This is a genomic window from Streptococcus mitis (assembly GCF_023109515.1).
In the GTDB taxonomy this organism is placed as follows: domain Bacteria; phylum Bacillota; class Bacilli; order Lactobacillales; family Streptococcaceae; genus Streptococcus; species Streptococcus mitis_CS.
In genome coordinates, this window is sequence record NZ_JALDUM010000006.1 from 13,662 (window position 1) to 31,196 (window position 17,535).

The 17,535-nt window shown below is 40.1% G+C and carries 17 protein-coding genes and 1 pseudogene; 17 read left to right on the forward strand and 1 reads right to left on the reverse strand.

Annotation, left to right across the window (positions count from 1 at the left end):
* Positions 1 to 58: 58 nt before the first annotated feature.
* The 12 genes from M1G05_RS09445 to gap all read left to right on the forward strand — a co-directional run bounded on the left by M1G05_RS09445 (position 59) and on the right by gap (position 12,932).
* Positions 59 to 1,012: a class I SAM-dependent methyltransferase gene (locus tag M1G05_RS09445; RefSeq protein ID WP_247953629.1), complete on the forward strand. Its 954-nt coding sequence runs from the start codon at positions 59 to 61 to the stop codon at positions 1,010 to 1,012.
* 49 nt (positions 1,013 to 1,061) lie between these two features.
* Positions 1,062 to 2,252 (forward strand): acetate kinase, encoded by a 1,191-nt coding sequence (locus M1G05_RS09450; RefSeq protein WP_049552214.1) that lies wholly within the window; start codon positions 1,062 to 1,064, stop codon positions 2,250 to 2,252.
* 149 nt (positions 2,253 to 2,401) lie between these two features.
* The gene (gene rnpA, locus M1G05_RS09455) at positions 2,402 to 2,773 is read left to right on the forward strand and encodes a ribonuclease P protein component (RefSeq protein WP_060627209.1); all 372 of its coding nucleotides are present in this window, start codon (positions 2,402 to 2,404) and stop codon (positions 2,771 to 2,773) included.
* Entirely contained in the window at positions 2,748 to 3,572 is an 825-nt protein-coding gene (locus M1G05_RS09460) for a membrane protein insertase YidC (protein WP_204376431.1), read from the forward strand. Before rnpA ends, M1G05_RS09460 begins: the two co-directional genes overlap by 26 nt.
* Before the next feature lie 17 nt (positions 3,573 to 3,589).
* Positions 3,590 to 4,579: an RNA-binding cell elongation regulator Jag/EloR gene (gene jag, locus M1G05_RS09465; protein WP_247953630.1), complete on the forward strand. Its 990-nt coding sequence runs from the start codon at positions 3,590 to 3,592 to the stop codon at positions 4,577 to 4,579.
* A gap of 50 nt (positions 4,580 to 4,629) precedes the next feature.
* Positions 4,630 to 5,253, forward strand: coding sequence for a ribonuclease P (locus M1G05_RS09470; RefSeq protein ID WP_247953631.1), 624 nt, complete (start codon positions 4,630 to 4,632; stop codon positions 5,251 to 5,253).
* A gap of 116 nt (positions 5,254 to 5,369) precedes the next feature.
* Positions 5,370 to 7,346, forward strand: a complete 1,977-nt coding sequence (gene tkt / locus M1G05_RS09475; protein ID WP_247953632.1) for a transketolase — start codon at positions 5,370 to 5,372, stop codon at positions 7,344 to 7,346.
* Between the two features lie 116 nt (positions 7,347 to 7,462).
* Positions 7,463 to 7,762: a preprotein translocase subunit YajC gene (yajC, locus tag M1G05_RS09480; protein ID WP_000445811.1), complete on the forward strand. Its 300-nt coding sequence runs from the start codon at positions 7,463 to 7,465 to the stop codon at positions 7,760 to 7,762.
* A gap of 46 nt (positions 7,763 to 7,808) precedes the next feature.
* A complete protein-coding gene (locus tag M1G05_RS09485; RefSeq protein WP_042749889.1) occupies positions 7,809 to 8,252 on the forward strand; it encodes a low molecular weight protein-tyrosine-phosphatase in 444 nt (147 codons plus the stop codon).
* Positions 8,239 to 8,649 (forward strand): MORN repeat-containing protein, encoded by a 411-nt coding sequence (locus M1G05_RS09490; protein WP_000429319.1) that lies wholly within the window; start codon positions 8,239 to 8,241, stop codon positions 8,647 to 8,649. Before M1G05_RS09485 ends, M1G05_RS09490 begins: the two co-directional genes overlap by 14 nt.
* Before the next feature lie 300 nt (positions 8,650 to 8,949).
* Positions 8,950 to 11,601, forward strand: a complete 2,652-nt coding sequence (adhE, locus tag M1G05_RS09495; RefSeq protein WP_247953633.1) for a bifunctional acetaldehyde-CoA/alcohol dehydrogenase — start codon at positions 8,950 to 8,952, stop codon at positions 11,599 to 11,601.
* 320 nt (positions 11,602 to 11,921) lie between these two features.
* A complete protein-coding gene (gene gap, locus M1G05_RS09500) occupies positions 11,922 to 12,932 on the forward strand; it encodes a type I glyceraldehyde-3-phosphate dehydrogenase (RefSeq protein WP_020903608.1) in 1,011 nt (336 codons plus the stop codon).
* A gap of 67 nt (positions 12,933 to 12,999) precedes the next feature.
* Here the strand turns inward: gap and M1G05_RS09505 are convergent, their stop codons facing one another.
* On the reverse strand, positions 13,000 to 13,875 hold the full coding sequence (locus M1G05_RS09505; protein WP_247953634.1) for an RluA family pseudouridine synthase: 876 nt from the start codon (positions 13,873 to 13,875) through the stop codon (positions 13,000 to 13,002).
* A gap of 86 nt (positions 13,876 to 13,961) precedes the next feature.
* Between M1G05_RS09505 and pbp2a the strand changes: the two genes are divergently transcribed.
* The 5 genes and pseudogenes from pbp2a to M1G05_RS09530 form a co-directional block, all read left to right on the forward strand.
* Entirely contained in the window at positions 13,962 to 16,157 is a 2,196-nt protein-coding gene (gene pbp2a, locus M1G05_RS09510) for a penicillin-binding protein PBP2A (protein WP_247953635.1), read from the forward strand.
* Between the two features lie 52 nt (positions 16,158 to 16,209).
* A complete protein-coding gene (gene rpmG, locus M1G05_RS09515) occupies positions 16,210 to 16,362 on the forward strand; it encodes a 50S ribosomal protein L33 (protein ID WP_001809375.1) in 153 nt (50 codons plus the stop codon).
* Positions 16,363 to 16,371: 9 nt separating this feature from the next.
* Positions 16,372 to 16,548: a preprotein translocase subunit SecE gene (secE, locus tag M1G05_RS09520; protein ID WP_001210990.1), complete on the forward strand. Its 177-nt coding sequence runs from the start codon at positions 16,372 to 16,374 to the stop codon at positions 16,546 to 16,548.
* Positions 16,549 to 16,601: 53 nt separating this feature from the next.
* The gene (nusG, locus tag M1G05_RS09525; protein WP_000376740.1) at positions 16,602 to 17,138 is read left to right on the forward strand and encodes a transcription termination/antitermination protein NusG; all 537 of its coding nucleotides are present in this window, start codon (positions 16,602 to 16,604) and stop codon (positions 17,136 to 17,138) included.
* Positions 17,139 to 17,258: 120 nt separating this feature from the next.
* Positions 17,259 to 17,535: pseudogene (locus M1G05_RS09530) on the forward strand (sigma-70 family RNA polymerase sigma factor); the annotation flags it as partial.

Here is a 17,535-nt window from a genome sequence, read left to right on the forward strand (position 1 = left end):
AGGGAGTGATTCTTCTATAAGGATGGAAAAAAGGAGGGAAATTTGATAAGATAGGAATATGGATTTTGAAAAAATTGAACAAGCTTATACGTATTTACTAGAGAATGTCCAAGTCATCCAAAGTGATTTGGCGACCAATTTTTATGACGCCTTGGTGGAGCAAAACAGCATCTATCTGGATGGTGAGACTGAGCTAAATCAGGTAAAAGAGAACAATCAAGTCCTTAAGCGTTTAGCGCTTCGCAAGGAAGAGTGGCTCAAGACCTACCAGTTTCTCTTGATGAAGGCTGGGCAAACCGAACCCTTGCAGGCCAATCACCAATTTACACCAGATGCTATTTCTTTACTTTTGGTGTTTATTGTGGAAGAGTTGTTTAAAGAGGAGGAAATTACTATCCTCGAAATGGGTTCTGGGATGGGAATTTTGGGCGCTACTTTCTTGACCTCGCTTGATAAAAAGGTGGATTATTTGGGAATGGAAGTGGATGATTTGCTGATTGATTTGGCAGCTAGCATGGCAGATGTGATTGGCTTGCAGGCTGGCTTTGTCCAAGGAGATGCCGTTCGTCCACAAATGCTCAAAGAAAGCGATGTGGTCATCAGCGACTTGCCTGTTGGCTATTATCCTGATGATGCCGTTGCGTCGCGTCATCAAGTTGCTTCTAGACAAGAACATACCTACGCCCACCACTTGCTCATGGAACAAGGACTTAAGTATCTCAAGTCAGATGGATACGCTATTTTTCTCGCTCCGAGTGATTTGTTGACCAGTCCTCAAAGTGATTTATTGAAAGGCTGGTTGAAAGAGGAGGCGAATCTAGTTGCCATGATCAGTCTGCCTGAAAATCTCTTTGCTAATGCCAAACAATCTAAGACGATTTTTATCTTACAAAAGAAAACTGATATTACAGTAGAACCCTTTGTTTATCCACTTGCTAGCCTGCAAGATGCAAGTATTCTAATGAAATTTAAAGAAAATTTTCAAAAATGGACTCAAGGTACTGAAATATAAAATAGATTTTGTTATAATGGATGAAAACGCTTAAAAAAGGAGTCTTGTTATGACAAAAACAATTGCAATCAATGCAGGAAGTTCAAGTTTGAAATGGCAATTATACTTAATGCCAGAAGAAAAAGTATTGGCTAAAGGTCTGATTGAACGTATCGGTTTGAAAGATTCAATTTCAACTGTAAAATTTGATGGCCGTTCTGAACAACAAATTTTGGATATCGAAAACCATACACAAGCCGTTAAAATTTTATTGGATGACTTGATTCGTTTCGATATTATCAAGGCTTATGATGAGATTACAGGTGTTGGACATCGTGTTGTGGCAGGTGGAGAATATTTCAAAGAATCAACAGTTGTTGAGGGAGATGTTTTAGAAAAAGTTGAAGAGTTGAGCTTGTTGGCTCCACTCCACAATCCAGCCAATGCGGCAGGTGTTCGTGCCTTCAAGGAATTGCTGCCAGACATTACCAGTGTAGTTGTTTTTGATACTTCATTCCACACAACTATGCCAGAGAAAGCTTATCGCTACCCTCTACCAACAAAATATTACACAGAAAACAAGGTGCGTAAATATGGTGCCCACGGTACAAGTCACCAGTTTGTAGCAGGAGAAGCTGCAAAACTCTTGGGCCGTCCATTAGAAGACTTGAAATTGATTACTTGCCACATCGGTAATGGTGCTTCTATCACAGCTGTTAAGGGTGGTCAATCTGTCGATACTTCAATGGGCTTCACTCCACTTGGCGGTGTGATGATGGGAACTCGTACAGGGGATATTGACCCAGCTATCATTCCTTACTTAATGCAATATACAGAGGACTTTAACACGCCTGAAGACATTAGTCACATTCTTAATCGTGAATCAGGACTGATGGGGGTTTCAGGTAAATCTAGTGATATGCGTGATGTGATTGCTGCTATGGAAGAAGGGGATCATGATGCCACTTTAGCCTATGAAATGTATGTTGATCGTATCCAAAAACATATCGGTCAATACCTTGCAGTCTTAAATGGAGCAGATGCTATTATCTTCACAGCAGGTATTGGTGAAAATGCTGCAAATGTGCGTGAAGATGTTATCTCAGGTATCTCTTGGTTTGGTTGTGATGTTGACCCAGAAAAGAACGTCTTTGGTGTGACAGGAGACATCTCAACAGAGGCAGCGAAGATCCGTGTATTGGTTATTCCAACAGATGAAGAGCTAGTTATTGCCCGTGACGTTGAACGCTTGAAAAAATAAGTAAAACTAGTAAAAATATTCCGTACAAGGAGTTGGGAAAGAGATTTTTCCAGCTTCTTTTTATGGTGAAATTGTCCAAAACCTTGCTATGATTGGCTTTTTTGAAAAATATGGTATAATAGTAGTAATTTAATAGATGGAGTTGAGTTTTGAAGAAAAACTTTCGTGTAAAAAGAGAGAAAGATTTTAAGGCGATTTTCAAGGAGGGGACAAGTTTTGCAAATCGCAAGTTTGTTGTCTACCAACTAGAAAATCAGAAAAACCATTTTCGAGTAGGTCTATCAGTTAGCAAAAAACTGGGGAATGCCGTCACTAGAAATCAAATTAAGCGACGGATTCGGCATATTATCCAGAATGCAAAAGGGAGTCTGGTAGAAGATGTCGACTTTGTTATCATTGCTCGAAAAGGAGTCGAAACCTTGGGATACGCAGAGATGGAGAAAAATCTACTCCACGTATTAAAATTATCAAAGATTTACCAGGAAGGAAATGGGAGTGAAAAAGAAACTACAGTTGACTAGTTTGCTAGGACTGTCTCTATTGATCATGACAGCCTGTGCGACTAATGGGACAACTAGCGATATTACAGCCAATTCGGCTGATTTTTGGAGTAAATTTGTTTACTTCTTTGCGGAAATTATTCGCTTTTTATCATTTGATATCAGTATCGGAGTGGGGATTATTCTCTTTACGGTCTTGATTCGTACAGTTCTCTTGCCAGTCTTTCAAGTGCAAATGGTGGCTTCTAGAAAAATGCAGGAAGCTCAGCCACGCATTAAGGCGCTTCGAGAACAATATCCGGGTCGAGATATGGAAAGTAGAACCAAGCTAGAGCAAGAAATGCGTAAAGTCTTTAAAGAAATGGGTGTCAGACAGTCGGATTCTCTTTGGCCGATTTTGATTCAGATGCCGGTTATCTTGGCCTTGTTCCAAGCTCTATCAAGAGTTGACTTTTTAAAGACAGGTCATTTCTTATGGATTAACCTTGGTGGTGTGGATACAACCCTTGTTCTTCCGATTCTAGCAGCAGTATTCACCTTTTTAAGTACTTGGCTGTCTAATAAAGCCTTGTCTGAGCGTAATGGCGCTACGACTGCGATGATGTATGGTATTCCAGTCTTAATCTTTATCTTTGGGGTTTATGCTCCGAGCGGAGTCGCTCTCTACTGGGCAGTGTCCAATGCTTATCAAGTCTTGCAAACCTATTTCTTGAACAATCCATTCAAGATTATTGCAGAGCGCGAGGCGGTAGCTCAGGCACAGAAAGATTTGGAAAATAGAAAAAGAAAAGCCAAGAAAAAGGCTCAGAAAACGAAATAATAAGGAGGAATCTGGTAATGGGAGTATTTACAGGTTCAACTGTTGAAGAAGCAATCCAGAAAGGATTGAAAGAATTAGATATTCCAAGAATGAAGGCTCATATCAAAGTCATTTCTCGCGAGAAAAAAGGATTTCTTGGTTTATTTGGTAAAAAACCAGCTCAAGTTGACATTGAAGCTATTAGTGAAACAACTGTCATTAAAGCAAATCAACAAGCTATTAAGGGTGTTCCTAAAGAAATCAATGAACAAAATGAACCGGTTAAAACAGTCAGTCAAGCGACTGTTGATTTAGGGCATGTTGTAGAAGCAATTAAAAAGATTGAAGAAGAAGGCCAAGGGGTTTCTGATGAAGTTAAGGCTGAAATTTTGAAAAATGAAAAACATGCTAACACCATTTTAGAAGAAACTGGGCATATTGAGATTTTAAATGAATTACAGCTTGAAGAAGCTGGTTTCGGGGAAGAAGTAGAAACTCCTATTGTTGAGAGTCGAGCTGAACAAACTGAAAGTCAAGAATTAGAAGATTTGGGCTTAAAAGTGGAACCGAGCTTTGACATTGAACAAGTAGCTACGGAAGTAACGACTTATGTCCAAACAATCATTGATGATATGGACGTTGAGGCGACGATTTCAAATGATTATAACCGTCGTAGCATCAATTTACAAATTGATACTAACGAACCAGGGCGTATTATCGGTTATCATGGTAAAGTCTTGAAGGCCTTGCAACTATTGGCTCAAAATTATCTTTACAACCGCTATTCAAGAACCTTCTACATTACTATTAATGTCAATGATTATGTTGAACACCGTGCAGAAGTCTTGCAGACCTATGCGCAAAAATTGGCGACTCGTGTTTTAGAAGAAGGACGTAGTCATCAAACAGATCCAATGTCAAATAGCGAACGCAAGATTATCCATCGTATTATTTCACGTATGGATGGCGTGACTAGTTACTCTGAAGGTGACGAGCCAAATCGCTATGTTGTTGTAGATACAGAATAAGTAAAATCAGGTTTATCCTGATTTTTTGCTAGTTAGAGGAGGTTAAACGGATGTTGAATAAGATAAGAGACTATCTAGACTTTGCTGGTTTGCAGTACCGTAATCCTGATAAGGCGGGAGCAGAGCGGGAGAAGATGCTGGAATTACGCCACAAAGGCCAAGAGGCCCGAAAGGCTTTTACAGAATTGGCCAAAGCTTTCCAAGCAAGCCATCCAGAATGGCAACTCCAACAGACTAGCCAGTGGATGAATCAGGCCCAGCGTTTGCGACCACATTTTTGGGTTTATCTACAGAGAGAAGGACAAGTGACAGAACCTATGCTGGCTTTACGTTTATATGGGAGCCCTTCAGATTTTGGAGTATCACTAGAAGTCAGTTTCATCGAGCGTAAGAAGGATGAGCAAACTCTAGGCAAGCAGGCTAAAGTTTTAGAAATTTCAACCATTGAAGGGATTTATTATCTAGCCTACTCAGATGGTCAAAGTCAACGGTGGGAGGCGAACGAAGAAAATCGTCGTACTTTACGTGAGAAGTTGAGGAGTCAGGAAGTTCGAAAAGTGTTAGTTAAGGCAGATGTTTCTTTTATAGAAACTCAGTCATTAGAAATGATTTTAGAAAAGTTAGAAGATGCTTATGAACGCTTGCTTCCCTACTATCAGGCGACAAGAGAGTAGAAAATAGGAGACTTATCTAGCGTCGAATTGTTTAATTGCTATTCTATGTATTTTTTCATATAATAGTAAAATAGAATGTGGGGTTCAATCATCACCTCAAATAGAAAGGAAATTCTATGTCAAATCTATCTGTTAATGCAATTCGTTTCCTAGGTATTGACGCCATTAATAAAGCCAACTCAGGTCACCCAGGTGTGGTTATGGGAGCGGCTCCGATGGCTTACAGCCTCTTTACAAAACAACTTCGTATCAATCCGGCTCAACCAAACTGGATTAACCGCGACCGCTTTATTCTTTCAGCAGGACATGGTTCAATGCTTCTTTATGCCCTTCTTCACCTTTCTGGTTTTGAAGATGTCAGTATGGATGAGATCAAGAGCTTCCGTCAATGGGGTTCAAAAACACCAGGTCACCCAGAATTTGGCCATACAGCCGGAATTGATGCTACCACAGGTCCTCTAGGTCAAGGGATTTCAACTGCCACTGGTTTTGCCCAGGCAGAACGTTTCTTGGCAGCCAAATATAACCGTGAAGGCTACAATATCTTTGATCACTATACTTATGTTATCTGTGGAGACGGAGACTTGATGGAAGGTGTCTCAAGTGAGGCGGCTTCATACGCAGGTTTGCAAAAACTAGATAAGCTGGTTGTCCTTTATGATTCAAATGACATCAACTTGGATGGTGAGACAAAGGATTCCTTTACAGAAAGTGTTCGTGACCGTTACAATGCCTACGGTTGGCATACTGCCTTGGTTGAAGATGGAACAGACTTGAAAGCAATCCATGCTGCTATCGAAACAGCTAAAGCTTCAGGTAAACCATCTTTGATTGAAGTGAAGACGGTTATCGGATACGGTTCTCCAAACAAACAAGGAACTAATGCGGTACACGGTGCTCCTCTTGGAGCAGATGAAACTGCAGCAACTCGTCAAGCCCTTGGTTGGGACTATGAACCATTTGAAATCCCAGAACAAGTTTATGCTGATTTCAAAGAACATGTTGCAGACCGTGGTGCATCAGCTTATCAAACTTGGACTAAATTAGTTGCTGATTATAAAGAAGCGCATCCAGAATTGGCTGCAGAAGTAGAAGCTATCATCGATGGACGTGATCCAGTTGAAGTGACTCCAGGAGACTTCCCAGCATTAGAAAATGGTTTCTCTCAAGCAACTCGTAATTCAAGCCAAGATGCTTTGAATGTTGTGGCAGCTAAGTTACCAACCTTCCTAGGTGGATCAGCTGACCTAGCTCACTCAAACATGACTTATATCAAGACTGACGGACTTCAAGACGATTCCAACCGCTTGAACCGCAACATTCAGTTTGGTGTTCGTGAATTTGCCATGGGAACAATCTTGAACGGGATGGCTCTTCATGGTGGACTTCGTGTATACGGTGGAACTTTCTTCGTCTTCTCTGACTATGTGAAGGCAGCTGTTCGCTTGTCAGCCTTACAAGGACTTCCCGTGACTTATGTCTTTACCCACGATTCAATCGCGGTTGGGGAAGACGGTCCAACGCACGAACCAGTTGAGCATTTAGCAGGTCTTCGTGCCATGCCAAATCTGAATGTTTTCCGTCCAGCAGATGCGCGTGAAACGCAAGCAGCTTGGTACCTTGCAGTGACAAGTGAGAAAACACCAACTGCCCTTGTCTTGACCCGTCAAAACTTGACTGTCGAAGAAGGAACAGACTTCGACAAGGTTGCAAAAGGTGCCTATGTTGTCTATGAAAATGCAGCAGACTTTGATACCATCTTGATTGCGACAGGTTCAGAGGTTAATCTTGCTGTCTCAGCTGCCAAAGAATTGGCTAGTCAAGGTGCAAAAGTCCGCGTAGTCAGCATGCCATCTACAGATGTCTTTGATAAACAAGATGCAGCATACAAGGAAGAAATTCTTCCAAATGCAGTTCGCCGTCGTGTTGCAGTCGAAATGGGTGCAACTCAAAACTGGTACAAATACGTTGGTCTTGATGGTGCCGTTCTCGGTATTGATACCTTCGGAGCCTCTGCACCAGCACCAAAAGTATTGGCAGAATATGGCTTTACTGTAGAAAATCTTGTAAAAGTCGTTCAAAACTTGAAATAATTCTAAAAATCAGGGCGCAAGCTCTGGTTTTTCTTACTAGAAAAGCAAGGTACAATCTTGTAAAAGTAGCTGAAATTTGATATAGTAGTCCTATGTAAAAGACAAAGGAGAATATAATGGAATCACAATATACATTTTTAATCATTCTTGTGGCTATGGTGGGCTTGATGTTCTTTACGCAACGCTCTCAAAAGAAACAAGCACAAAAACGTATGGAAAGCTTGAATAAATTACAAAAAGGCTATGAGGTTATTACAATCGGTGGACTTTACGGAACAGTTGATGAAGTAGATACTGAGAAGAGAACGATTGTTCTTGATGTAGATGGAGTTTACTTGACTTTTGAACTAGCTGCTATCAAGACCGTATTACCACTTAAAGAAACAGCTTCACTAGAAGGTGCAATTGAAAAATAAGACGGGATTACTAACTCCCGTTTTTCTATAAAAGAAAGGAAATGGGATGAAAAAACTAGTCTTTGTCTGCTTGGGAAATATTTGTCGTAGCCCTATGGCTGAGTTTGTTATGAAATCAATGACAGATAATTATGAAATCCAAAGTCGAGCGACTTCCTCTTGGGAACATGGCAATCCGATTCATAAGGGAACTCAAGGGATTTTTCAACAGTATGAGATTCCTTATGAAAAAGGCAAGACATCGCTTCAGATTAGTAAGGAAGATTTTGAAGCCTTTGATTATATTATCGGTATGGATGCTTCAAATGTTTCTGACTTACGTCAGATGTGTCCAGCAGACTGTAAAGATAAGATTTACTCATTCGCACCTGAAAGTGTTCCAGATCCTTGGTATACAGGAGATTTTGAGGAAACCTATCAGCGTGTTCAAGAGGGTTGTCAAGCTTGGTTAGAACGTTTAGAAAAGGGGAGTGAAGATGGAAAATCTTAAGAATTTTTACGAAAAGTATCGTGTCTATCTGACTCGTCAACGTTTAGAGCTTTTGGCAGTAGTTACGATTGTTTTTTGTGCTGTGCTCGTCTTTTTTCTAAATATTCCCGGAAAAGGTGTTCTAAAGCTTGATAATGGAACCATTGTTTACGATGGCAGTCTTGTACGTGGTAAAATGAATGGACAAGGTACCATTACCTTCCAAAATGGAGACCAGTATACTGGTGGTTTCAACAATGGAGCCTTCAACGGAAAAGGTACCTTTCAATCTAAAGAAGGCTGGACCTACGAAGGTGATTTTGTAAATGGTCAGGCTGAAGGAAAAGGGAAACTAACAACAGAACAAGAAGTTGTTTATGAAGGGACTTTTAAACAAGGCGTTTTTCAACAAAAATAAAGCCTCCTTATCAAAGGAGGGATTGTTAGAATCTCGAAGTAAGCGCTTACCTGTAAATTTCTTTCTTTCCAAGCTCCCCTTCCAAGTGAGTTTGTGAAATAAAAAAATATTTGAAATAAATTTCACAAACTTTAAAGAAAAAACTTGATAAGTAAAGAAAATGAGAAAAAATTCACAAACAATAAAAAATTCTTTGTGAAATGTCTATGAAACTGTTTACAAAGTTAAAATAATACGTTATAATTAACTTGTGAAAAAATTAACAAAGGATATCGATCCTTGAAAGCTATGGAGGAAAATATGGCTGATAAAAAAACTGTGACACCAGAAGAAAAGAAACTCGCTGCTGAAAAGCATGTCGACGGCTTGGTGCAAAAAGCTTTAGTTGCTCTTGAGGAAATGCGTAAACTCGACCAAGAACAGGTCGACTACATCGTAGCTAAAGCGTCAGTGGCAGCTTTGGATGCCCACGGAGAATTGGCTATACATGCCTATGAAGAAACAGGACGTGGTGTATTTGAAGACAAAGCAACTAAGAACTTGTTTGCTTGTGAACACGTAGTAAACAACATGCGCCACACTAAAACAGTTGGCGTTATCGAAGAAGACGATGTAACAGGTTTGACTCTTATTGCTGAACCAGTTGGCGTTGTTTGTGGTATCACTCCAACAACAAACCCAACATCAACAGCAATCTTTAAGGCTTTGATTTCATTGAAGACACGTAATCCAATTGTCTTTGCCTTCCACCCATCAGCTCAAGAATCATCAGCTCATGCAGCTCAAATCGTTCGTGATGCTGCGATTAAAGCAGGAGCTCCTGAAAACTGTGTACAGTGGATTACTGAACCATCTATGGAAGCAACTAGTGCCCTTATGAACCACGAAGGTGTTGCAACAATCCTTGCAACAGGTGGTAATGCTATGGTTAAAGCTGCATACTCATGTGGTAAACCAGCTCTTGGGGTAGGTGCCGGAAACGTTCCAGCTTATGTTGAAAAATCAGCTAACATCCGCCAAGCTGCACACGATATCGTCATGTCTAAATCATTTGACAATGGTATGGTCTGTGCATCTGAACAAGCGGTTATCATTGATAAAGAAATTTACGATGAATTTGTAGCAGAGTTCAAATCATATCATACTTACTTTGTAAACAAAAAAGAAAAAGCACTTCTTGAAGAGTTCTGCTTCGGCGTGAAAGCAAATAGCAAAAACTGTGCTGGTGCAAAATTGAACGCTGACATCGTTGGTAAACCAGCAACTTGGATTGCAGAACAAGCAGGATTTACAGTTCCAGAAGGAACAAACATTCTTGCTGCAGAATGTAAAGAAGTTGGTGAAAACGAGCCATTGACTCGTGAAAAATTGTCACCAGTTATCGCAGTTTTGAAATCTGAAAGCCGTGAAGATGGTATTTCCAAAGCTCGTCAAATGGTTGAATTTAACGGTCTTGGTCACTCAGCAGCTATCCACACAGCTGACGAAGAATTGACTAAAGAATTTGGTAAAGCTGTTAAAGCTATTCGTGTTATCTGTAACTCACCTTCTACTTTCGGTGGTATCGGGGACGTTTACAATGCCTTCTTGCCATCATTGACACTCGGATGTGGTTCTTACGGACGTAACTCAGTTGGGGATAACGTTAGTGCCATTAACCTTTTGAATATCAAAAAAGTCGGAAGACGGAGAAATAACATGCAATGGATGAAACTTCCTTCAAAAACATACTTTGAACGTGATTCAATTCAATACCTTCAAAAATGTCGTGACGTTGAACGTGTCATGATCGTTACTGACCATGCCATGGTAGAGCTTGGTTTCCTTGATCGTATCATCGAACAACTTGATCTTCGTCGCAATAAGGTTGTTTACCAAATCTTTGCTGATGTAGAACCAGATCCAGATATCACTACAGTTGAACGTGGTACTGAAATCATGCGTGCCTTCAAACCAGATACAATCATCGCTCTTGGTGGTGGATCTCCAATGGATGCTGCTAAAGTAATGTGGCTCTTCTATGAACAACCAGAAGTGGACTTCCGTGACCTTGTTCAAAAATTCATGGATATCCGTAAACGTGCCTTCAAATTCCCATTGCTTGGTAAGAAGACTAAATTCATCGCAATCCCAACAACATCTGGTACAGGATCTGAAGTAACACCATTTGCCGTTATCTCTGATAAAGCAAATAACCGTAAATATCCAATCGCTGACTACTCATTGACACCAACCGTGGCAATCGTAGACCCTGCTTTGGTATTGACAGTTCCTGGATTTGTTGCTGCGGACACTGGTATGGACGTATTGACCCATGCGACTGAAGCTTACGTATCACAAATGGCTAGCGACTACACTGACGGTCTTGCACTTCAAGCCATCAAACTTGTATTCGAAAACCTTGAAAGCTCAGTTAAGAATGCAGACTTCCACTCACGTGAGAAAATGCATAACGCTTCAACAATCGCTGGTATGGCCTTTGCCAATGCCTTCCTAGGTATTTCTCACTCAATGGCCCATAAGATTGGTGCGCAATTCCACACAATCCACGGTCGTACAAATGCAATCTTGCTTCCATACGTTATCCGTTACAACGGTACTCGCCCAGCTAAGACAGCTACATGGCCTAAGTACAACTACTACCGTGCAGACGAGAAATATCAAGATATCGCTCGTATGCTTGGACTTCCAGCTTCTACACCAGAAGAAGGGGTTGAATCTTTTGCAAAAGCTGTTTACGAACTCGGTGAGCGCGTAGGTATCCAAATGAACTTCAAAGCACAAGGTGTTGACGAAAAAGAATGGAAAGAACATTCACGTGAATTGGCCTTCCTTGCTTATGAAGACCAATGTTCACCTGCAAACCCACGTCTTCCAATGGTTGACCATATGCAAGAAATCATCGAAGATTCTTACTATGGTTACAAAGAAAGACCAGGACGCCGTAAATAATTGTTATCAGCCTAGAGGCAGGAATTCCCTGTCTCTTTTCTTGTGGAATTGGAGTGTTGAAAATAATTTTTAGCTTTTCTATTTTTTACTTTTCATTTGAAAAGGAAAGTGGGAAATGACTAGGTAGACAAAGAAAGACAGCAGTATAGGCTTTTGAAGGAGAAAGAAAAATAAGTGGGGTATAGACAAAAAACAACGCCCGTACTTGCAATTCAACTCAAATAGTTATATAATAGGTTTGTTGAAAGGTGATTTGTAGTGATTCAAGTTACTCTTTTCACAATAAAAATTTCATGATTTTCATAAGGAGGAAATCACTAATGGTAGTTAAAGTTGGTATTAACGGTTTCGGACGTATCGGTCGTCTTGCTTTCCGTCGTATCCAAAACGTAGAAGGTGTTGAAGTTACTCGTATCAACGACCTTACAGATCCAGTTATGCTTGCACACTTGTTGAAATACGACACAACTCAAGGTCGTTTCGACGGTACTGTTGAAGTTAAAGAAGGTGGATTCGAAGTTAACGGTAAATTCGTTAAAGTTTCTGCTGAACGTGATCCAGAACAAATCGACTGGGCTAACGACGGTGTAGACATCGTTCTTGAAGCAACTGGTTTCTTTGCTACTAAAGCAGCTGCTGAAAAACACTTGCACGCTGGTGGTGCTAAGAAAGTTGTTATCACTGCTCCTGGTGGATCAGATGTTAAAACAGTTGTATTTAACACTAACCATGACGTTCTTGATGGTACTGAAACAGTTATCTCAGGTGCTTCATGTACTACAAACTGTTTGGCTCCAATGGCTAAAGCTCTTCATGATAACTTTGGTGTTGTAGAAGGATTGATGACTACTATCCACGGTTACACTGGTGACCAAATGCTTCTTGATGGACCACACCGTAAAGGTGACCTTCGCCGTGCTCGTGCTGCTGCAGCTAACATCGTTCCTAACTCAACTGGTGCTGCTAAAGCAATCGGTTTGGTTATCCCTGAATTGAACGGTAAATTGGACGGAGCTGCTCAACGTGTTCCTGTTCCAACAGGTTCTGTAACTGAATTGGTAGCAGTTCTTGAAAAGAACGTTACTGTTGATGAAGTGAACGCAGCTATGAAAGCAGCTTCAAATGAATCATACGGTTACACAGAAGATCCAATCGTATCTTCAGATATCGTAGGTATGTCTTACGGTTCATTGTTTGACGCAACTCAAACTAAAGTTCTTGACGTTGACGGTAAACAATTGGTTAAAGTTGTATCATGGTACGACAACGAAATGTCATACACTGCACAACTTGTTCGTACTCTTGAATACTTCGCAAAAATTGCTAAATAATTCTTGAGTCGATAAAAAGCAAGGCCTTTGGTCTTGCTTTTTAAATATTTAAAAATGGATGACGGAATCATCCATTCTTTTTTAATTCTCTTTCGAAAGTATCTGAAAGTGCATTGAAGCTTAATTTCTCTAGAGTAAGAGGATGGGTAAAGGACAGTCGAAAGGCGTGGAGCATAAGCCGACTTATTTTTGATTTCCTATTATAGAGAGGGTCACCCAGGATAGGAAGATTATGATGCGAAAGGTGGACACGAATCTGATGGGTTCGCCCTGTCTTTAGCTTGCAACGAACCAAGGAAGTTTTGTTTGGAAATTGCTTTAATCTGCTTATATGCGTTTCGGCATATTGGCCATTTTTTGTATCAACTACTCGTTTTCTGCGGTCATGGCGATCACGCCCAATTTTGTCCCTGAAAACAAGCTCTTTGCTGTTGATATTTCCATCAACTAGTGCCCAGTATTCCCTAGAAATCTCTTTTTTCTCCAGTAAGCGATTGAGAATAGGCAGGATAAAAGGATTTTTAGCAAAGAGAACCAAACCACTGGTTTCCATGTCCAGACGATGAACGACATAGCAGGTTTGGCCAACATAGGCACTGACATGGTTAAGAAGGGCGGTTTCGTTTGGCTGATTACCATGCGTTTTCATCCCCTCTGGTTTGTTCACAATAACTAAGTGTTGATCTTGATAAACTTCCTGAATGAGGTTTGGGTTGCCCCAAGGAATTTCTTTTTCGGGATAATCTTCCTCGTCAAAAGCCAATTGGCAAACATCTCCAGGATTTACCGTCTCGTTCCAATGAACTTCTCGCTGATTAATCAAAATGTGTTTCTTGATTCTCAAAAAATGACGGATTTTTCTAGGGATGAGGAGTTGTTCCTCAAGTAATTGCTTTACCGTCATTTGAGGTAGAGAGTCTGGTAATGTAAATGTGAATTTCATACAGATATTGTAACAAAAAAAGCCCTATTTGGATAGAAAATAGCTAAATTCTTGTCTTCCCATGATGAAGATGATAAAATAAACGCATGAAATTAGATAAATTATTTGAGAAATTTCTTTCTCTTTTTAAAAAAGAAACAAGTGAATCAGAGGATTCTGATTCTACTAGCTTACGTCGCTCTCGTAGTGATCGAAAAAAATTAGCCCAAGTAGGTCCGATTCGAAAATTCTGGCGTCGCTATCATCTAACAAAGATTGTCCTTATACTAGGTTTGAGTGCAGGTTTGCTAGTTGGAACCTATTTGTTTGCTGTAGCCAAGTCAACCAATGTCAATGATTTACAAAATGCCTTGAAAACTCGGACTATCATTTTTGACCGTGAAGAAAAAGAGGCCGGTGCCTTGTCTGGTCAAAAAGGAACTTATGTTGAATTGACTGATATCAGTAAAAATTTGCAGAATGCCGTTATTGCGACAGAAGACCGTTCTTTTTATAAAAATGACGGGATTAACTATGGTCGTTTCTTCTTGGCTATTGTAACTGCTGGTCGTTCAGGTGGTGGTTCTACTATTACCCAACAGCTGGCTAAAAACGCCTATCTGTCGCAGGATCAAACTGTTGAGAGAAAAGCGAAAGAATTTTTCCTTGCCTTAGAATTAACAAAAAAATATAGTAAGGATCAAATTCTAACCATGTACCTTAACAACGCTTATTTTGGAAATGGTGTGTGGGGTGTAGAAGATGCGAGTAAGAAATACTTTGGAGTTTCTGCATCAGAAGTGAGTTTGGATCAAGCTGCGACTCTGGCAGGGATGCTCAAGGGGCCGGAACTGTATAATCCCTTGAATTCCGTAGAAGATTCTACCAATCGGCGCGATACTGTCTTGCAGAATATGGTTGCAGCGGGTTACATTGATAAAAACCAAGAAACCGAAGCTGTTGAAGTTGATATGACTTCGCAATTGCACGATAAGTATGAAGGGAAAATTTCAGATTACCGCTATCCTTCTTATTTTGATGCGGTGGTTAATGAAGCTGTTTCCAAGTATAATCTAACAGAGGAAGAAATTGTCAATAATGGCTACCGCATTTATACAGAGCTGGACCAAAACCATCAAGCAAATATGCAGGTTGTCTATGAAAATACATCGCTATTTCCGAGGGCAGAGGATGGAACATTTGCTCAATCAGGAAGTGTGGCTCTCGAACCGAAAACAGGTGGAGTTCGTGGAGTTGTCGGTCAGGTTGCTGGCAATGATAAAACTGGATTCCGGAATTTCAACTATGCAACTCAATCAAAACGTAGCCCTGGTTCTACAATTAAGCCTTTAGTTGTTTATACGCCTGCAGTTGAAGCTGGCTGGGCTTTGAATAAGCAGTTGGATAACCATACTATGCAGTATGACAGCTATAAGGTTGATAACTATGCCGGGATCAAAACGAGTCGAGAAGTTCCTATGTATCAAGCCTTGGCAGAATCGCTTAATCTGCCTGCTGTTGCCACTGTTAATGATTTGGGCGTTGATAAGGCTTTTGAGGCAGGCGAAAAATTCGGACTCAACATGGAAAAGGTCGACCGTGTTCTTGGCGTCGCCTTGGGAAGCGGTGTTGAAACCAACCCTCTGCAAATGGCTCAAGCATATGCTGCCTTTGCAAATGAAGGTTTAATGCCGGAAGCTCATTTTATTAGTAGAATTGAAAATGCTAGTGGTCAGGTCATTGCGAGCCATAAAAATTCACAAAAACGGGTGATTGATAAGTCTGTAGCTGATAAGATGACCAGTATGATGTTGGGGACATTCACCAACGGTACCGGTATTAGTTCATCTCCTGCAGATTATGTCATGGCAGGAAAAACTGGAACAACTGAAGCTGTTTTCAATCCTGAATACACAAGTGACCAGTGGGTAATTGGTTATACTCCGGATGTAGTGATTAGTCACTGGCTTGGTTTCCCTACCACTGATGAAAGCCACTATCTAGCAGGATCTACTTCAAACGGTGCAGCCCATGTCTTTAGAAACATTGCAAATACCATTTTACCTTATACGCCAGGAAGTACCTTTACAGTTGAAAATGCTTATAAGCAAAATGGAATTGCACCAGCCAATACAAGAAATCAAGTACAGAGTAATGAAGAAAATCAGGCGGATAATAGCCTTTCTGATATTAGAAGTCGTGCACAAAATCTGGTAGATGAGGCTAGCCGTGCTATCTCGGATGCTAAAATTAAGGAAAAGGCTCAAACGATATGGGATTCGGTAGTCAATCTATTTCGTTAAGATGCTTGTCAAAGCCTAGCTTTCTTGTTATAATAGATAAGATGGAGGCGTTATGGCATTAAAAAAAGCAAGCCTAGCTTGTGCGGTTTGTGGTTCGAGAAACTATTCAATCAAGATCAGCGGAAACCCCAAGCCAACACGACTAGAAGTAAATAAATTTTGTAAACATTGTGGTAAGTACACTACACACAGAGAAACGAGATAGGAGAGAGCGATGCGTTTTATTGGAGATATTTTTAGACTTCTTAAAGACACAACATGGCCAACTCGCAAGGAAAGCTGGAGAGATTTTCGTTCTATCATGGAATACACTGCTTTCTTTGTTGTGATTATTTATATTTTTGACAAGTTGATTGTTTCAGGTTTGATTCGATTTATTAACATTTTTTAGAAGACCTGTGGAGTTATTCACGCTAGAAATCTTCTATTATGAAAGGAAGTATCATGGATAGTTTTGATAAAGGATGGTTTGTTTTACAAACTTATTCTGGTTATGAAAATAAGGTAAAAGAAAATCTATTACAACGTGCACAAACCTACAATATGTTGGATAATATTTTACGTGTTGAAATTCCAACACAAACAGTGCAAGTTGAAAAAAATGGAAAGAGAAAAGAAGTAGAAGAGAATCGCTTTCCAGGTTATGTTCTTGTGGAAATGGTGATGACAGATGAAGCTTGGTTTGTTGTTCGAAACACACCAAACGTTACAGGATTCGTCGGATCTCACGGAAATAGATCAAAACCAACTCCATTATTGGAACAAGAAATCCGTGATATCTTGGTTTCTATGGGACAAACTGTACAAGAGTTTGATATCGATGTTGAAGTTGGTCAAACTGTACGTATCATTGATGGTGCTTTTGCAGACTATACTGGTAAGATTACAGAGATTGATAACAATAAAGTGAAGATGATTATCTCTATGTTTGGTAATGACACAGTTGCAGAAGTAAACCTAAACCAAATTGCAGAATTATAACCCAAAGAGAGGTATGTCCTCTCTTTTTTGTGCAGTTTAGACGGTGTAGGGAACAGAATGGAGGAAATGGGACAAAAGTGTTTCTGAATCTGTTAGACTGTATCTAGAAAAGGGGATGTTATGTTTAAAGAATTGTATAAAGAAGTCCAGGGAATTGTGTATAAGAGTAGAAATGAATATCATCTCCATTTATGGGAGTTATCTGATTGGGACCAAGAGGGGATGATTTGCTTACATGAATTGATCAGTAGAGAAGAAGAGCTGGCAGAAGATATTCCACGCTTACGTAAATACTTCAAAACTAAGTTCCGTAATCGAATTCTAGACTATATCCGTAAGCAAGAAAGTCAAAAACGAAGATATGATAAAGAACCCTATGAAGAAGTAGGTGAGATTA